Raw genomic sequence first — 14,405 nt, forward strand, 5'->3', positions numbered from 1 at the left:
CGTGCGAGCATGATGGCTTAATCAACATGAAACTTGGGCTCTTCACAGTATTTTTCTTAATGCTACTGACGACATCTGCCGCAGCCAGGCCAGTCAACGACTTCACAGTCAAGGACGGCCAGGGTTCGTATCCGTTTGCCCTGTCGGACACGGAGATGAAGCTCTTTTTCTACAATTCCCAGCGCCAGGATTTCGGCGACATGCGCAGCAAGGTGTTCAGCTACAAGCCGATCGGCCCCGCGCCACTGGACAGCGCCCTCGCACGCGAGGAGATTGCCAAGATGGTCAAATGGCTGTTCTTCAACGAAACGGCCAGGGTTGATGCCGCCCGACCGATGGAGTTGCCCGGCGGCATCATCTGCTACCCCGTTGTCATGATAGCTGACGGTTCAGGCATGGATGGGTTGGGCCTGCGCATAACGGTGGAAAGCGGGGCTATCCGCATGGTGGAGGTGGCTGCATGCATGACCTGCGGGGTGATGGGCAGTCTCATCAAGGATTATGAAGGCAGGAAGTGATTTCGAAAACCATGCGAACGCATTCAAAAGGGCGGCTCCCCTGCGGGTAACCGCCCTTTCTCATGCTCTCTATTTTACTTTTATGCGCCCGCTAGCGTCCTGACTGGAGGTTTTTCCCGGCGGAATGGCTACGACTCTTCCATCCTTGCCTTCGCGGGAGGTTCCACCTGGAGGAATGGCTACAACTCTACCATCTTTGCCTTGGCGAGAGGTGTAGCCTTTGGGGATGGCCACAACACGCCCGTCTTGGCCTTCGCGAGAGGTTCCACCTGGTGGGATGGCTACAACTCTTCTATCCTTGCCTTCGCGAGAGGTCCCACCTGGTGGGATGGCTACGACATGTCCATCTTTACCTTGACGAGAGGTATACCCCACTGGAATTTCGACTGCTTCACCATCTGCTCCTGTTCTTTTCATATAATTCTCCTTTTTTGAATCCCTGCCACAACGGCTTTGGACATGGACGAGATAAATATGGCCGAGGTGAATAATGTCAAGACGAGTCTTGATATTTTTATGCCCTACCGCAAGTCATCGAATATCGCCTTGACCACCCGCTCAAGCCGCCTCTCGTCATCCTCGCCGAGCTTCATGAACTCGCGCGCCGGTACCTCCACCTTCTTGCCCCTCCCGGCTTTGCCGCCAAGGTTCTGGATGGCCGCGTAGATCTTGTTGGTGCCGACCGAGGCGGATGTGTCGTCATAGTGGCGGCTGATGGAGCTGGCCAGTTGGCCGGAGCGCTGAAGCATCTTCCCCGGCCAGTTGCCCCTCCGCTCCCGGTCCTTGATGGTGGCAGCTGACAGGGACGGCCAGCGTGGGCGGCCTTCCTCCTCGAAGTTCTCCTCCACGGCGTCGGCCATGATGCCTGCGGCCTTCCTCATGAACGGCTCCAGGATTCGGCCCTTGGCCGCCAGTTGCCTGAGTTTGTCCAGGCCCTCGGTGTTCGTGACGCGGATCTCGATCATCTCTTGCCACCTCCGCCCGTGGGCGTTATGTAATTCTCGTATTTGAAAGTCGGCGGGGTCTGAATCCTGGAGCGTCCGGGCGCTGAGAAGGGAGGAGGCACTGTCGTGGGTCCCAGGAACCCACGGGGGTCGGACCCCCGCCGATTTTTCATTTTCCGTGCAGCAGTTTCCCGACGCGCTGCTTGTTCATGCTCTTGTCGTCCGCCTGCATCATGTTCCAGAACAGGCTCCCGTCTTGGTTGACCCTGGCCACCACCATCAGATCGTTCTTGCCCTTGAACAGCCCCAGATAGCGCTCACGGAAACCGTCCTCGTATTCGGTCAGGTAGACCTCGAACGGATTTTCGAACGTGGGCAGGATGAAGTTCGCGTAGCGTTCGCGTCCGTGCTCGGTCTTTTCCACCATGTGCGCGAGCAGCTCGTGGCGCATGAACAGCTTGCCCACCGGCGTCTGGACCGTGACCAGCGGTTTCGCGTCCAGTCCCAGAGCCCTGGCCATCATGTCGCGGGCCTCAGCCTGGGTTGCAGCGCGCGGCAGAAGCTGCGGCGCGTCCTGGCGTTGACTGGCCGCGACGGTTCTCAGATCCTGGCGGCCCTGGCTCTTCCAGTCGGGCTGGCCCGCCACGATCCTGATGCAGCCGGTCTTGCCGTCCTTTTCAGCGAAGGATGCACCCGTGCAGTCCGGCAGATGCCCGGCCTTGTCGAACAGCGGCCATTGCTGGCCGGGGTTGTAGGCCCAGCCGGGGTCTGTGCGCACTTTTGCGCCCTCGGGCGTGGTATAGACCGCCGCCGTGGTCGGGCGGAGATCGCGCCCCACCGGCACTTCCACTAGCTCCATGCGCCCGTTCGAATCCTCAACAGTGAGGCCCTTGGACGCCACGTGCTCGCCGTCCATGGCCCGCACCCGGCAGCGGCAGTTCCATCCGTTGGGCGGGTACATGGAACCCCAGAGCGGATCGCCATGATGGAAGACGCGCCCGTTGAGCACCCGGTGCGCCGGGCGGGTGCGGGCGTCCATCACGGCCACGTACTGCCAGTATGGCTGGTTGTCGGCGTTGGCCTTCTGTTCGCGGTAGCGCCCGGCCATGTAGGCCGTTTGCAGGTTGGTCTGGTAGATGGTCTTGAGGCGGCGCGGGCTGCCGAGCTGGACCTTCTTCACCTCGCCGGTGAGGGGGTCGGCCATCTCCTGCTTGCCCCACCAGCCCAGGGACTTCAGGCGCGGTTCGAGGGATTTTCGGAACTGGGAGAGGGTCAGGCCCTGGTCCAAGGCGCGTTGGGTTTCCTCGCGGATGGCCTGGAGCACGTCCAGCTTCATGGCCTTAGCCACAGTGAAGGCTTTGGCGTGGGCTTCGGCCAGCATCTCGCGCCAGTCGAAGGTGATGGCGTAGCCCTTGGCCTTGAAGTAGGCGATGGCCCGTTCTGGCGGCAGGCCCAGGGCGAAGGAGAGGTCAACGTCCTTCGGCGGCATTCAGCATCCCCCAGAGGTCTGCGATAAAGATGGCCATGGTCAGGCGCTTCTCGAACTCCTCCGTGTCCAGGTCCGGGAAGGCATCCACCAGCCCGGTCATGATGTCCTCGATCGAGGCCGCCTCGCGGCACAGCGCCAGCACCGGCCCAAGCAAAGCCTCGGCCTGGGCTTGCAACTGCTCTGGCGGGATATTCCCGGCCAGCATGTCGATGGCCGTCTGGTCGGAGATGTCCTCGCCCTCGTTGAATTCGGCGGGGGGCTGGCCGGGCGGAAGGCTTGAGGCGGGCTTTTCCTCCACCAGCTCGATGTCGTCCTCTTCGAAACCGTAGGTGCGCATCCAATACTTCTTCGAGAACCGGAGCTGGCCGGTGTCCGCGAGAGTCTTGTCCCGCTCGGCCTGCTTCTGGTCCACGTCCTCCTCTTCGAACAGCACGAACTCAGGGCGTTCGCAGTCACCAAAATTGAAGTGGCAGATCCAGTCGATGAGGCGGTTGAACGCCTTGGCCACGATCTTCTTGTCGCCGTCCTTGATCTCGCGGCGCACGCGCTCGTGGACCTCGGCAGCAGCCAGGGAGCCGCCCGACACGTTGGTGGTCAGGTTCTGGCCCAGGATGGAAATGGCGATGTCCTCGTCGCAGGAATTCTTCAGGTCCCGATAGAGCGCGGAGCTGCCGGACTTGCCCGCCGCCTCCTTGAGTTCCACCGAGGCGTCGTCCGGCACCACGATGACCGCGTCCTGGACCGCCGCCTCCAGGGCTTCGGCCAGCTCGCGGATCTCCTTGTCCTCGCAGCCGCGCGGGTGCCGCCCCATCAAATAGGGCATGCCGAACTTCTCCACGAACCGGACCCAGAACTCCATACCGCCGCGCTTGAACACCACGGGCCAGAACACCCGCGAAAGCACGCGCTCACCGTAAGGATCATCAAACGTGGCGTTGTAGCGCGGCAACAGGAACTTGCGCTCCGGCAGTTCCTCGCCCTCAAGCAGGTTGTCCCTGGTGCGCAGGCGCAGGTTGTTGTCCGCATCGAACACGAACCAGCGAAGCGGTTTGCCCACCACGTCCACCGGCACCACGGACCCGCCTACCTTGCCCCAGTCCACTTCCATGGGCTGCATGCCGAAAAGCGGCGCGTCCAGAATCTCGCGGATAATGCGGTCCAGGTCGAGATCCTTGAACACCCCCTCTACGAACTTGGCCTGGCGGCTCTTGGCCCGGCCTCGGCCTATCTCCCATTCCATGGAGATGACGGCGGCCTTGCGCGACTCCACGCAGGGACCGACGCGCGGGTCGGAGAGCAGCTCCTTGTAGACGGACACGTCCTGCCCCAGCTTGCGCAGCACCGGATCGGGGTCCGGGATGGTCTTCAGAAGGCCGGAAAAGTCCGGCGACCGCTCGCGTGTGGCGAACTGATCGAACAGGGACCGGCGCGGCGAGGCCGAGGCGAAATTGACCGCTTTGCGGTTCCGGCGTGGATGTCGGGTCATGGCAACTCCTGGACAACGCCGTTTTGGCGTTCGAAAGGCGTTCGAATTCAACGATGAAGCATTCGCCGCGCCAATGCCTTGAGAAAGGCCCCTGCGCGCGTTCCTGGGGCATTCTCGCGCGAAGCGGTCAGAATGCCTCCGCGCGGCGCGGCGGTGACAATGGTGGGCATGCTCCCGCCGTTGCCTGCGGCGTGGTTGGCCAGGGCCGCAGCCCAGAACCGGTCGGCGTGTCCCTTGGCCTCGGAGGCGGTCACGTCGAACCGGATGTTCCCGGCGATGGTGGTGGACTTGCGTACGCTATGCAGGTCCTCGCGGATCTCGTGGTCGGGCGGGATGAGGAAGGCGCGGTCCTCGATGGTGGTCCGCAGCCCGAAGGCCATATCCTCCTTGACCTTGGCCGAGAAGGTCACGGCCTCCACGCGGCTTTTGCCGAACTTCGTCTGGGATTCCTCGGCGAGCTGCATGCCCAGGCCCGTGGCGTCGATGCAGGCCCGGCGCATGCGCGGATGGGAGAGCACGTCGAACAGGATGCGGCGCTGCTCCGCGAAAGGCATGCGTTCCAGGACGATAACCTGGCGGGTGATCCTGACGGGACCCACGGCCTGGATCACCCAGATCACCGTGAGGTCCTTCTTGCGGCCTATGTCCACGCCCGCGAACAGCTCGCCGCCGGAGACTTCGGAAAGAGGGGCGAGGATGCTCTCGCGCTCCACGGTGGCCAGCATCTCATAGGTGAGGAAGGCGGCTGCCTCGTCCACCGGGACGCAGCAGTATTCCTGAAGCCAGGTTTCTTCGTCGCCTGTGTCGGCGCGCTCCTCGGCCAGCCACGCCTCGCGCTCGGCCTCGGTGAGCGTGCGGCCCGCGATGCGGTCGGCCAGGCCCTCGGCCACGGCCAGTTGGATGGGCGTGGAATGCAGGCTCCACTTGAGCTTGCCCTTTTTCACGTCCTCCACGAAGCGGTAGTAGCGCCCAGCTCGGCCATTGTAGGTGGAGAGTATGCGCAGCGGGAAACCCCAGGTGATGCAGGGGCGGGCCGCCTTCCACATGGCGTCGGGGTCGTCGTGGAAGGCGAATTCGTCCAGCACGGCCTTGCCGCCCTTGGAGCGGAATCCCTTGGGATTCGAAGACAGGGCGTTGATGCGCGCGCCATTCTTGAACGTGATGGAGTAGACCCGGACGTCCTTGTCGTCGAGCAAGGGCATCTCCAGGTAGTCGGCAGCCACCTTGAACAACCCGGCCCATTTCTGACCGTATTGGATGTACTCGCGCGCGGCAGAGTCGTCGGCGGAGGTGAACCACACTGCGGGCACGGCTCCGGTGACGCAGTCCTCCACGTCTTCGTAAGCCTGGACGTAGGTCGCGCCGATGCGGCGGGACTTCTCCCAGATCTTCACGCGGGCGCGGTCGGCCAGCCAGCGGCGCTGGTAGGGCAGGAAGTAGGGATCAGGAGGGGCCAAGGAGCTGACTCCGTATAAGATCCACGACATCCTCGGGCCTGGCCCCTCCTGCGGGATGATCCTGCCTTGCCTTGGCCACGGCCTCGTAGTCCTTCACGTGGACCAGCTGCGGCAGCAGCCGGGCCAGGAAGTTCATGCGGCTCGGGGACACCTCGCGTTTTTCCTTGATGTCCTCCCGGATGGACGCGGCGATGTCGCGAGCCAGGTCGTAAAGCTCTTCGTGAAAGGACTGCTTGCTGGCCAGCAGGTTCTGGCGCTTGAGTTCCCAGTCGCCGCCCTCCGCCTTGGCTTTTTCCTTCCAGTTGCGAAGCGTCCTCTCGGCCACGTCCAGGCGCTTGGCGATCTCGGCCAGCGTGCATTGCTCGTTGACGTAAAGGTGCTCCACCAGGGGGAGCAGATCAGTCCTGGCCAAGGAAGCGCTCCAGGTCCTTGATTTCGCGATTGGCCGTGAGAAGCTCCTCGCGGATAGCCTCCAGATCCTTCAGGTGCAGCCCTGCGGCCTCGATGTCATATTCGCCGATGTCCTGGGTGAACTGGGACAGGGCTTGACGGATCAGCGCGGCATTGGCCTTGCCCCGGATCTGAAGCTCCTTGACCCGCCGTTTGGCGTCCGCCAGCCGGAATCTCGCTTCCTGGACTTCGCTAGCCACGGGCCTGCCCCCTGTCCTTCTGGTTCGGGCTCAAAAGGCAGAACATCTGCCGGTGCTGTTCCTCCAGTTGCGTGGTCTTCACCACCAGGGCCTGAGTGGCCTCCAGGAGCCCCAGGTAAAGCTGGTGCTGCTGCCCTTCACGGGTCATGTCGTCCGCGCGCCGCTGTTCCCAGGCTTTCATCTGGTCCCGATGGTAGATGAAGAAGATGAGGAAGATGAGCCCCGTGACGCCGTTGTTCACGACTACCTGCGTGATGATTTCCTGCATTCCGGCTACGCCTCCGACTTTACTGCGTTTGATTCCATGAGCATGACCTAGCCGCACAAACAAGAAAGCCTCCACTGAACCGTTCAGTGGAGGCTTTTCGCGTTGTTCCCCTAGGGTGCGCAACATGAACGCAAACGTCAATACCGGAGCGCAGTACAAACTGCCCCTGCTCGGCAAGGTCATCACGCTCGCTGGCGGCGACGCCTTCGAGCGCATCATTCCCTTCACCCAGGCCTACGAGGGCGGCGAGTCGGACGACGCTGACGATCCCGGCGGCTGGACCCGCTACGGCTGGACCCTGGCCACGTTCCTGACGCTGGCCCCGTCCCTGGCCGACTTCGACGGCGACCACGATGTGGACCTGGAGGACTTCCACCAGCTCAGCGTGACCAGGTCGGTGCCTCTCTACAGGGCCGTGTTCTTCGACAAGTACGCCCTGGGCAAAATCGGCGGGCGCACGGCTGCCGTCACTTTCGACGCCTCCGTGAACACCGGGCCGGGCCGTGGGGCGCGCTTCCTCCAGCAGGCGTTCAACGACCTGCCGCTCTCCGTTCGGGAGTTCGCGCCTGTTCTCAGCCTCACGGCGGACGGCGCGCTCGGCCCCAAGACCCTGACTGCGGTGGCGAACGTCTGCGCCCGCCCTGGCGTGGACGCCGAGCTGGCCCGCAAGGCGCTGAAACACCGGCTCGCCTACTACGACTCCATCAAGGACGCGCCCGTCACCAAGAACGGCGTCGTCACCTATCCGTTCCGCAAGTTCCACGGAGGACTCACCAACCGGGTGATGGACCTGGCTTCCTTCCTGGAGCGGGTCTTCCAATGATGTCCAGGATCGTGACCGTTGCCGCCGCCCTGGCGCTGGCCGCCGTCCTGATCCTGCTTTCCAATGAACTCGTAACGGCCCTGAACTGGAATCGATAACCCGACCGACAACCCAAAGGAGACTTATGAAACGCCTTCCCGTCCTTCTCCTGCTGCTGGCGCTCCTGGCCCTGGGGGCCGCCTGCACCGTGCCCGCCGGTCCGTCCGGCGAGGCCGTACCGGACAGCTCCAAGCTGTCCATCGCCGGGCATGTCCTTGATCTTTCCGTGATGGCCCTGGAAAGCGGCGTCGGCCAGCTGAAGGCCAGCCACCCGGACAAGGCACAGGCCCTGGATGAAAAGACCGCCCCGGCCCTGGCGGGCGCGAAGATCGCGCTGGCCGCCTACCACGCCGCCGTGGCGGCTGGCGATTCCACGCAATCAACCGATGCGCGCTGGGCTGCGGTGAAGAGCGCCTTGGGCGAGGTCATCGACGCCGCCATGCCCATCGTGGGCGGGGCTGCCATGGCCGCGCTGGGGCTCTGACAGTCTGACGTGAATCAACAGGCGTGATCCCAGGGGGCCGCGTGAGTGCGGCCCCCATCCCAACACCATGCCCAACACCATGCCCAACACATGGAGGTCCCATGAATTTCAACGGCGCATTGGCCGGACTCGGATGGAAGACCATCCTGGGCGGCGTTCTCTACGCGGCGGGGCAGCTGGCCCCCATGATCCCGGTCCTGGCTCCCGCCGCCCCGGTGTTTCTGGCCGCTGGCGCGGTCCTTGGCGGGGTGGGCGTGTCCCACAAGGTGGCCAAGGTCATCACCATCTTGAAAGAGCCGAGGGCCTAGCCATGTCCAAGGCCATGTTCAAGGCCGTTGAGGTCTTTCGGGCCGGTTCCCACGTCGATTCCAAGGGGCAGCCGCACGTCTTCACCGAGGCGGATCTGGACAGGATCGCCGCCAGCTACGACCCGGCGACCCACGAAGCCCCCGCCGTCATCGGCCATCCCAAGGACAACGATCCGGCCTACGGCTGGGTGGAAAAGGTCTGGCGCGACGGGACGGTGCTCAAGGCGGACTTCACGGACGTGGCCCCGGAGTTCGCGGACCTGGTTTCAAACAAACGGTTCAAGAAGCGTTCGATCAGCCTCTACCCGGACGGGACGCTTCGCCATGTGGGCTTCCTGGGGGCCGTGCCCCCGGCGGTGAAGGGCCTCAAGGACGTGAGCTTCGCCGAGGGTGAGGCCCTCACGTTCGAGTTCAGCGAGGACTACCGCGTCAGCGCCCTGAGCCGGATCATGATCCGCCTGCGGGACTGGATCATTTCCAAGTTCGGCCAGGAGGCCGCCGACACCATCATGAACACCTGGGACGTGGAACAGGTGCTCGAAAAACCGGAGGACCCGACGTCCTTCGAGGAGGAAGTGATGCCTGGCAATCCCGACATCATGAAGCAGCTCAAGGCGCTGCAAGACCAGGTGGCCAGCTTCAGCGAGAAGCTGACCGCTGTGGAGAAGGAAAACGCGGACCTGAAGCAGGCCAACGCGGACCTGTCCGGCAAGGTGAACGCCCAGGCGGACAGCCAGGTCGCGGCGTCCTTCGCCAGCTTCGCCGAGGGGCTTGTGAACACGGGCAGGATGACGCCCGCCCAGCGCGACAAGGCCCTGGCGCTGCTCCCGTCCTTGTCAGGGGCCAAGCCCCTGGAGTTCGCGGAGGCCGACGGCAAGACCACGTCCGTGCCCGCCGTGGACGCCCTCAAGAGCTTCCTGGAAGGCCTGCCGGTGCAGGTCGATTTCAAGGATCGGGCCACCCGTGACCGCTGTGCCGAGCTGCCGCCTGGCGTGAGCGACGGCAAGGCTTTCTCGGAGAAAATCGAGAACGTCATGAGCGAGCACGCCAAGAACGGCAAGGCCATCAGCTTCTCCGAGGCCGCCGAGATCGCGGAACGCCAGCTGAAGCAGGAGGGCTCCAAATGAACCGTGGACTCGTGAAGGTCTACACCGCCGAGGGGACCATCGCCCCCTGCCGCATCGTCAAGCACGGAACGGCTGACGGCGCAGCTGCGCTGGCCGCTGCCGCCACCGACGCCATCATGGGCGTTTCCGACACCCAGATCACCCGCGACGCCGGGCAGCGCCTGGACGCCGTCAAGAGCGGCATCGCCGCCGTGGAGCTGGGCGGCACCGTGGCCAGGGGCGAACCCATCACCTCCGACGCCAACGGCAAGGGCGTGAAGGCAGCCCCCGCAGCCGGAGCGAACGCCCGCATCGTGGGCTTTGCCGAGGTGTCCGGCGTTTCCGGCGACATCATCGACGTGGCCATCAGCCTGGGCCAGATCCAGGGATAAGGAGTAGTTTTCATGCCTGGCAGTTATCCGTTTCCGGTCGACCCGGTCCTGACCGGTCTGGCCATCGCCTACCAGAACCGCAAGTGCATCGCCGACGAGGTGCTGCCGCGCGTTCCCGTGGGCAAGAGCGAATTCAAGTGGTGGAAGTACGACTTCGCCGAATCCATCACCATCCCCGACACCCGCGTGGGGCGGCGTTCCAAGCCCAACGAGGTGGAGTTCTCGGCCACCGAGCAGACCAGCTCCACCGATGACTACGGCCTGGACGATCCCATCCCGCAGAAGGACATCGACAACGCGCCCCCGAACTTCAGCCCGGTGAAGCGCGCGGTGGAGGGCATCACCGACCTGATCGTGCTGGATCGCGAAGCGCGCGTGGCCTCGCAGGTGTTCAACCTGAACGCCTTCCCCGCCGGGCAGCGGACTACCCTTTCCGGCGCGTCGCAGTTCTCGGACTACACCAACTCCGACCCCATCACGGTCATCATGCAGGCCCTGGACATCCCCATCATGCGTCCGAACATCCTGGTCTTCGGTCAAGGTGCCTGGACCGTGCTGCGCATGCATCCCAAGGTTGTCTCCTCCGTGAACAAGAACAACTCCAACGCGGGCGTCGTGTCCCGCGAGGAACTGGCCGACAAGCTGGAGGTGGACGAGATCCTGGTGGGCATGGCCCTGGTCAACAACGCGCGCAAGGGTCAGGCCCCCAGCATCGTCAAAGCCTGGGGCAAGGACATGGCCGCCCTCTACCGCAACAGGCTGGCCACCAACACCAGCGGCGTGACCTTCGGCTTCACCGCCCAGCACGGCGACCGCGTGGCAGGCCAGTGGGAGGACAAGGACATCGGCCTGAAGGGCGGCGTCCGGGTTCGCGCCGGTGAAGAGGTGAAGGAAGTGATCTGCGCGCCGGATTGCGGCTACCTGTTCAAAAACTCCGTGGCCTAGGAGGGAATCCCATGAGCTTCAAATATCAGGTGCTCGACACCCTGGACCACGACGGCAGGCGCTTTGAGCCCGGCGAATTCATCGAACTGGAGGACGGGCAGGCCACGAATCTGTCCAGGATCGGCGTCGTCTCGGACACCCCGGTCGAGATGGATGACTCCGGCCTGACCGTCAGCGGCGGTTCCTCGCCCCGCGCCGCCTCCGGCGCTGCCAGGAAGGCCAAGGACAAGCCCGCGACCGAAGCCGGGAAGGACCAGGCTCCCGAAAACGCCGACGCCAACGAAGCCGATGGCGGCGACACCGGGGCCAAGGAGTAGCGCGTGGCCTACTGCACCCAGGCGGACATCGAACGCACGCTGCCCAGGCAGCTCCTCGTGCAGCTCACCGACGATTCGGACATGCCCGAAACCGTCGACCAGGTCGTTCTGGACGGCCTGATCGAGGACGCAGGCGAGGTGATCGAGGGCTATCTGCGCGAGCGTTACGTCCTGCCCCTGGAGCCCGCGCCCAAGCTGCTCACGAAGCTCGCCGTGGATCTGGTGGTCTTCGCCCTCTACGGGCGCAGGCCGGAGACCCACGGCGAGCCTCCCAAGCAGGTGCTGGAAAGCTGGCGGCAGGCGTTCAAAACCCTCGAACACATCCAGAACGGCAAGGTGACGCTTGGGGCGACCGGCCAGCCGGACCCCGAAGTTAAATCCGCCGTGATCCGCGTGAACAAGACCCCCGAGGACCGCATCTTCGGCGGCGGCTTCCTGGAGAAGTACCGGTGATCAAGCAGATCGAGGACGCAATTCTCGCCCGGTTGAAGGCTGAAATTCCGGGCTACGAAGTCAGGAGCTTTCCCGAGAAGCCCGGCGAATTCCGCCTGACCCACCCCAAGGGCGCGGTACTGGTGGCCTACAGCCGGGGCACGTTCGGGCGTTCGGAGAGCACGGACGACACCTCGCGCCAGCAACGGCGCATGGAGTTCGACCTGTTCATGGTGGTCAGGAACCTGCGCGAACACGGCGGTGCCTACGATCTGTTGGACGCGGTGCGCCTGGCTCTGACCGGCTGGGGGCGCGATACGCTCGGCGGGGCGTTCTTCCCGGTGTCCGAGGGCTTTCAAGACGCGGCCAACGGCGTGTGGACCTACCGGCTTACCATGGCCGTGATCATCCCGGCCCAGGCGCTGGAAACCGACCTCACCCGAGCCGTTGCCGCCGCGCCCACGGCCTCGGAGATCCGGGCGGCCAACCTTGGCGAACTCATCATCGTCAACAACCCGTAAGCGAGCGCAACATGGACAAAATCTACATCTACAGCGGCCCGCCCTCGGGCGTCACCCTGCCGGACGGGCGCGAGACCATGCTCCACCCCGGCCAGGATGCGACACTGCCCGAGGACAACGCCTGGGTGCGCACCAATCTGGCCCTGGGCAACCTGACCGAGGCCCCGGAGCCGGAGAAGCCCGCCCGCAAGCGCAAGGAGGAACCCACCGATGCCAGCTAACTTCCTGCACGGCGTCGAGACCATCGAAATCGACTCCGGCCCGCGCCCGATCCGGCTGGTGAAGACCGCCGTCATCGGTCTGGTGGGCGTCGCGCCCATCTATCAGCTGGCCGACGCCGACCGCACCGTGGACAAACCCACGCTCATTTTAAATGACAAGGCCGCCGCGCAGTACGGCGGCGCGGTCACGCCCGGCTTCACCATCCCCCAGGCCATGGACGCCATTTTCGACCAGCAGTTAAGCGGCAGGGGCAGCGGCGCGGTGATCATGGTCAACGTGTTCGACCCGGCCCGGCACAAGACCTCCGTGGCCGCAGCAAACAAGACGTTCGACGCCGACGGCCTGGTCGAGCTGGGGCACGCGGGCGTGGCCGCCGTGGTGGTCAAGAGCCAGGACGGCGCGACCACCCACATTGCCGGAACCGATTACACGCTGGCCCCCGCCACGGGCGTGATCACCCGCGTCGGGACCGGGGCCATCGCGGCAGGGGCCACCGTCCAGGTGTCCTACGACTACGCAGACCCCTCCAAGGTGACGCCTGCGGACATCATCGGCGAGGTGGACCCGGTCACGGGCAAGCGCACCGGCATGCAGGCTCTGCGCGACTGCTTCGGCCTGTTCGGCTTCAAGCCCAAGATCCTCATCGCGCCGGGCTTCGGCGCGCTGGCCTCCGTGGTCGCGGAGCTGGACGTGATGGCCAACGCCTTGCGCGCCTTCGCCTACGTGGACGCCCCCATCGGAACCACCTTCCAACAGGCCATCGAAGGGCGCGGACCCTCCGGCGCCATAGCCTTCAACACCTCCAGCAAGCGTCTCATGCTCTGCTACCCGCACGTGAAGGTATACGACGAGAGCCAGCCGGACAGCACGCGGCTCCAGCCCTATTCGGCCATCCTGGCGGGCATGCGCGCCGCCGTGGACATGGAGAAAGGCTACTGGTGGAGCAGCTCCAACCAGGAGATCAAGGGCGTCATCGGCATGGAGCGCCTGCTCACCGCCGACATCGCCGACCCCAACTCCGAAGTGAACCTGCTGAACGAGTCGGGCATCACCACCATCTACAACGCCTGGGGCACGGGGCTGCGCACCTGGGGCAACCGCTCGGCGGCCTGGCCCACGCTGACGCACCCCCGCAACTTCGAATGCGTGCAGCGCACGGCGGACGTTATCGCCGAATCCATTGAGTATTTCGCGCTCCAGATGATCGACGCGCCCATCACCAACGCCTGGATCGACGCGGTCACGGAGTCAGTCAACGCCTTTATACGCACACGCATGGCCGAGGGCGCGGTCATCGACGGGCGCTGCTGGTACGACAAGGGCCACAACGAGGCCACGGAGCTGGCCGCCGGGCACGTCACCTTCGACTACGACTTCATGCCGCCCACCCCGGCGGAGCGCATCACGTTCCGGCAGATCGTCAACATCGAATACCTGAAGTCCCTGGGCAACAAGACCTGGGCGCGCGAGGAGGCGTAAGTCATGGCCATCACAACGAACCAGCTGACCAACGCCAACGTCTTCCTGGAGGGCAAGGGCCTTCTGGGGTGCGCGGAAGAGGTCAAGTGCCCCGGCCTCAAGCACCTCATGACCGAAAAGAAGGCCCTGGGCATGGTGGGCAAGACTAAGCTGCCCAGCGGCTTCGACGTCATGGAGGCCGAGTTCAAGTGGAACGGCTTCTACGCCGACGTGTTCGCGGCAGCGGCCAACCCCTACAAGGTGTGCGCCATCCAGGTGCGCTCCTCCAACGAGACCTGGAGTGGCCAGGGCCGGGAAAAGGAAGTGGCTCTTGTGGTCCACATGCGCGGGCGCTTCGAGGAGATCGCCCTGGGCTCGTTCAAGCCCCACGACAACGCCGAATACCCCAGCAAATTCATCTGCGACTACATAAAGGTCGTGGAGGACGGCACGGAGATCCTGGAGGTGGACGTGCTGGCCAACATCCACAAGGTGAACGGCGAGGACATGCTCGCCACCTACCGCCAGAACATCGGCCAGCAGTAA

General features: G+C 64.4%; 20 protein-coding genes. 13 read left to right on the forward strand and 7 right to left on the reverse strand.

Annotated features, from left to right (window positions below):
- Positions 1–26 precede the first annotated feature (26 nt).
- Positions 27–518, forward strand: coding sequence for a hypothetical protein (locus G453_RS0104300; RefSeq protein WP_156920799.1), 492 nt, complete (start codon positions 27–29; stop codon positions 516–518).
- Between the two features lie 521 nt (positions 519–1,039).
- Here G453_RS0104300 and G453_RS0104305 read toward each other — a convergent pair.
- The 7 genes from G453_RS0104305 to G453_RS0104335 all read right to left on the reverse strand — a co-directional run bounded on the left by G453_RS0104305 (position 1,040) and on the right by G453_RS0104335 (position 6,812).
- Positions 1,040–1,483: a phage virion morphogenesis protein gene (locus G453_RS0104305; protein ID WP_051271638.1), complete on the reverse strand. Its 444-nt coding sequence runs from the start codon at positions 1,481–1,483 to the stop codon at positions 1,040–1,042.
- A gap of 148 nt (positions 1,484–1,631) precedes the next feature.
- Positions 1,632–2,951 (reverse strand): phage minor head protein, encoded by a 1,320-nt coding sequence (locus G453_RS27025; protein WP_084502094.1) that lies wholly within the window; start codon positions 2,949–2,951, stop codon positions 1,632–1,634.
- Positions 2,932–4,437 carry a DUF935 domain-containing protein gene (locus G453_RS0104315; RefSeq protein WP_027190058.1) on the reverse strand — a complete coding sequence of 502 codons (1,506 nt, stop codon included), beginning with the start codon at positions 4,435–4,437 and terminating at the stop codon, positions 2,932–2,934. Before G453_RS0104315 ends, G453_RS27025 begins: the two co-directional genes overlap by 20 nt.
- A 47-nt stretch (positions 4,438–4,484) precedes the next feature.
- On the reverse strand, positions 4,485–5,894 hold the full coding sequence (locus G453_RS22300; RefSeq protein WP_051271641.1) for a terminase large subunit domain-containing protein: 1,410 nt from the start codon (positions 5,892–5,894) through the stop codon (positions 4,485–4,487).
- Positions 5,881–6,306: a DUF1804 family protein gene (locus tag G453_RS0104325; protein ID WP_027190059.1), complete on the reverse strand. Its 426-nt coding sequence runs from the start codon at positions 6,304–6,306 to the stop codon at positions 5,881–5,883. The genes G453_RS22300 and G453_RS0104325 overlap by 14 nt, the downstream gene beginning before the upstream one ends.
- A complete protein-coding gene (locus tag G453_RS0104330) occupies positions 6,293–6,544 on the reverse strand; it encodes a hypothetical protein (RefSeq protein ID WP_027190060.1) in 252 nt (83 codons plus the stop codon). The genes G453_RS0104325 and G453_RS0104330 overlap by 14 nt, the downstream gene beginning before the upstream one ends.
- Positions 6,537–6,812, reverse strand: coding sequence for a hypothetical protein (locus G453_RS0104335; RefSeq protein ID WP_027190061.1), 276 nt, complete (start codon positions 6,810–6,812; stop codon positions 6,537–6,539). Before G453_RS0104335 ends, G453_RS0104330 begins: the two co-directional genes overlap by 8 nt.
- Positions 6,813–6,936: 124 nt before the next feature.
- On the opposite strand from G453_RS0104335, the gene G453_RS26005 reads away from it, so the two are divergent.
- From G453_RS26005 to G453_RS0104400, 12 genes are all read left to right on the forward strand, one after another.
- Complete coding sequence (locus G453_RS26005) at positions 6,937–7,635, forward strand: glycosyl hydrolase 108 family protein (RefSeq protein ID WP_027190062.1); 699 nt, start codon at positions 6,937–6,939, stop codon at positions 7,633–7,635.
- Positions 7,636–7,759: 124 nt separating this feature from the next.
- Positions 7,760–8,158: a hypothetical protein gene (locus G453_RS0104350; protein WP_027190063.1), complete on the forward strand. Its 399-nt coding sequence runs from the start codon at positions 7,760–7,762 to the stop codon at positions 8,156–8,158.
- Positions 8,159–8,259: 101 nt separating this feature from the next.
- On the forward strand, positions 8,260–8,466 hold the full coding sequence (locus G453_RS0104355; protein WP_027190064.1) for a hypothetical protein: 207 nt from the start codon (positions 8,260–8,262) through the stop codon (positions 8,464–8,466).
- A 2-nt stretch (positions 8,467–8,468) separates the two neighbouring features.
- Entirely contained in the window at positions 8,469–9,593 is a 1,125-nt protein-coding gene (locus tag G453_RS22310; protein WP_051271643.1) for a hypothetical protein, read from the forward strand.
- Positions 9,590–9,964: a DUF2190 family protein gene (locus G453_RS0104365; RefSeq protein WP_027190065.1), complete on the forward strand. Its 375-nt coding sequence runs from the start codon at positions 9,590–9,592 to the stop codon at positions 9,962–9,964. The genes G453_RS22310 and G453_RS0104365 overlap by 4 nt, the downstream gene beginning before the upstream one ends.
- Before the next feature lie 12 nt (positions 9,965–9,976).
- Entirely contained in the window at positions 9,977–10,909 is a 933-nt protein-coding gene (locus G453_RS0104370; RefSeq protein WP_027190066.1) for a hypothetical protein, read from the forward strand.
- An 11-nt stretch (positions 10,910–10,920) separates the two neighbouring features.
- On the forward strand, positions 10,921–11,226 hold the full coding sequence (locus G453_RS0104375; protein WP_027190067.1) for a hypothetical protein: 306 nt from the start codon (positions 10,921–10,923) through the stop codon (positions 11,224–11,226).
- A 3-nt stretch (positions 11,227–11,229) separates the two neighbouring features.
- Positions 11,230–11,679: a gp436 family protein gene (locus tag G453_RS0104380; protein WP_027190068.1), complete on the forward strand. Its 450-nt coding sequence runs from the start codon at positions 11,230–11,232 to the stop codon at positions 11,677–11,679.
- Complete coding sequence (locus tag G453_RS22315; RefSeq protein WP_051271646.1) at positions 11,676–12,179, forward strand: Gp37 family protein; 504 nt, start codon at positions 11,676–11,678, stop codon at positions 12,177–12,179. Before G453_RS0104380 ends, G453_RS22315 begins: the two co-directional genes overlap by 4 nt.
- 11 nt (positions 12,180–12,190) lie before the next feature.
- Positions 12,191–12,400, forward strand: a complete 210-nt coding sequence (locus G453_RS22320) for a hypothetical protein (RefSeq protein WP_043644371.1) — start codon at positions 12,191–12,193, stop codon at positions 12,398–12,400.
- Positions 12,390–13,880, forward strand: a complete 1,491-nt coding sequence (locus tag G453_RS0104395; RefSeq protein WP_027190069.1) for a phage tail sheath subtilisin-like domain-containing protein — start codon at positions 12,390–12,392, stop codon at positions 13,878–13,880. The genes G453_RS22320 and G453_RS0104395 overlap by 11 nt, the downstream gene beginning before the upstream one ends.
- Before the next feature lie 3 nt (positions 13,881–13,883).
- Positions 13,884–14,405: a phage major tail tube protein gene (locus G453_RS0104400; RefSeq protein WP_027190070.1), complete on the forward strand. Its 522-nt coding sequence runs from the start codon at positions 13,884–13,886 to the stop codon at positions 14,403–14,405.

The sequence above is a fragment of the Fundidesulfovibrio putealis DSM 16056 genome, assembly GCF_000429325.1.
GTDB classification, from domain to species: Bacteria; Desulfobacterota; Desulfovibrionia; order Desulfovibrionales; family Desulfovibrionaceae; genus Fundidesulfovibrio; species Fundidesulfovibrio putealis.

Bases quoted from the DNA above. Each gene is read 5' to 3' on its own strand.
- G453_RS0104300 (WP_156920799.1), top strand. From the start codon at position 27: ATGAAACTTGGGCTCTTCACAGTATTTTTCTTAATGCTACTGACGACA.
- G453_RS0104305 (WP_051271638.1), bottom strand. From the start codon at position 1,483: ATGATCGAGATCCGCGTCACGAACACCGAGGGCCTGGACAAACTCAGG.
- G453_RS27025 (WP_084502094.1), bottom strand. From the start codon at position 2,951: ATGCCGCCGAAGGACGTTGACCTCTCCTTCGCCCTGGGCCTGCCGCCA.
- G453_RS0104315 (WP_027190058.1), bottom strand. From the start codon at position 4,437: ATGACCCGACATCCACGCCGGAACCGCAAAGCGGTCAATTTCGCCTCG.
- G453_RS0104335 (WP_027190061.1), bottom strand. From the start codon at position 6,812: ATGCAGGAAATCATCACGCAGGTAGTCGTGAACAACGGCGTCACGGGG.
- G453_RS26005 (WP_027190062.1), top strand. From the start codon at position 6,937: ATGAACGCAAACGTCAATACCGGAGCGCAGTACAAACTGCCCCTGCTC.
- G453_RS0104350 (WP_027190063.1), top strand. From the start codon at position 7,760: ATGAAACGCCTTCCCGTCCTTCTCCTGCTGCTGGCGCTCCTGGCCCTG.
- G453_RS0104355 (WP_027190064.1), top strand. From the start codon at position 8,260: ATGAATTTCAACGGCGCATTGGCCGGACTCGGATGGAAGACCATCCTG.
- G453_RS22310 (WP_051271643.1), top strand. From the start codon at position 8,469: ATGTCCAAGGCCATGTTCAAGGCCGTTGAGGTCTTTCGGGCCGGTTCC.
- G453_RS0104365 (WP_027190065.1), top strand. From the start codon at position 9,590: ATGAACCGTGGACTCGTGAAGGTCTACACCGCCGAGGGGACCATCGCC.
- G453_RS0104370 (WP_027190066.1), top strand. From the start codon at position 9,977: ATGCCTGGCAGTTATCCGTTTCCGGTCGACCCGGTCCTGACCGGTCTG.
- G453_RS0104375 (WP_027190067.1), top strand. From the start codon at position 10,921: ATGAGCTTCAAATATCAGGTGCTCGACACCCTGGACCACGACGGCAGG.
- G453_RS22320 (WP_043644371.1), top strand. From the start codon at position 12,191: ATGGACAAAATCTACATCTACAGCGGCCCGCCCTCGGGCGTCACCCTG.
- G453_RS0104395 (WP_027190069.1), top strand. From the start codon at position 12,390: ATGCCAGCTAACTTCCTGCACGGCGTCGAGACCATCGAAATCGACTCC.
- G453_RS0104400 (WP_027190070.1), top strand. From the start codon at position 13,884: ATGGCCATCACAACGAACCAGCTGACCAACGCCAACGTCTTCCTGGAG.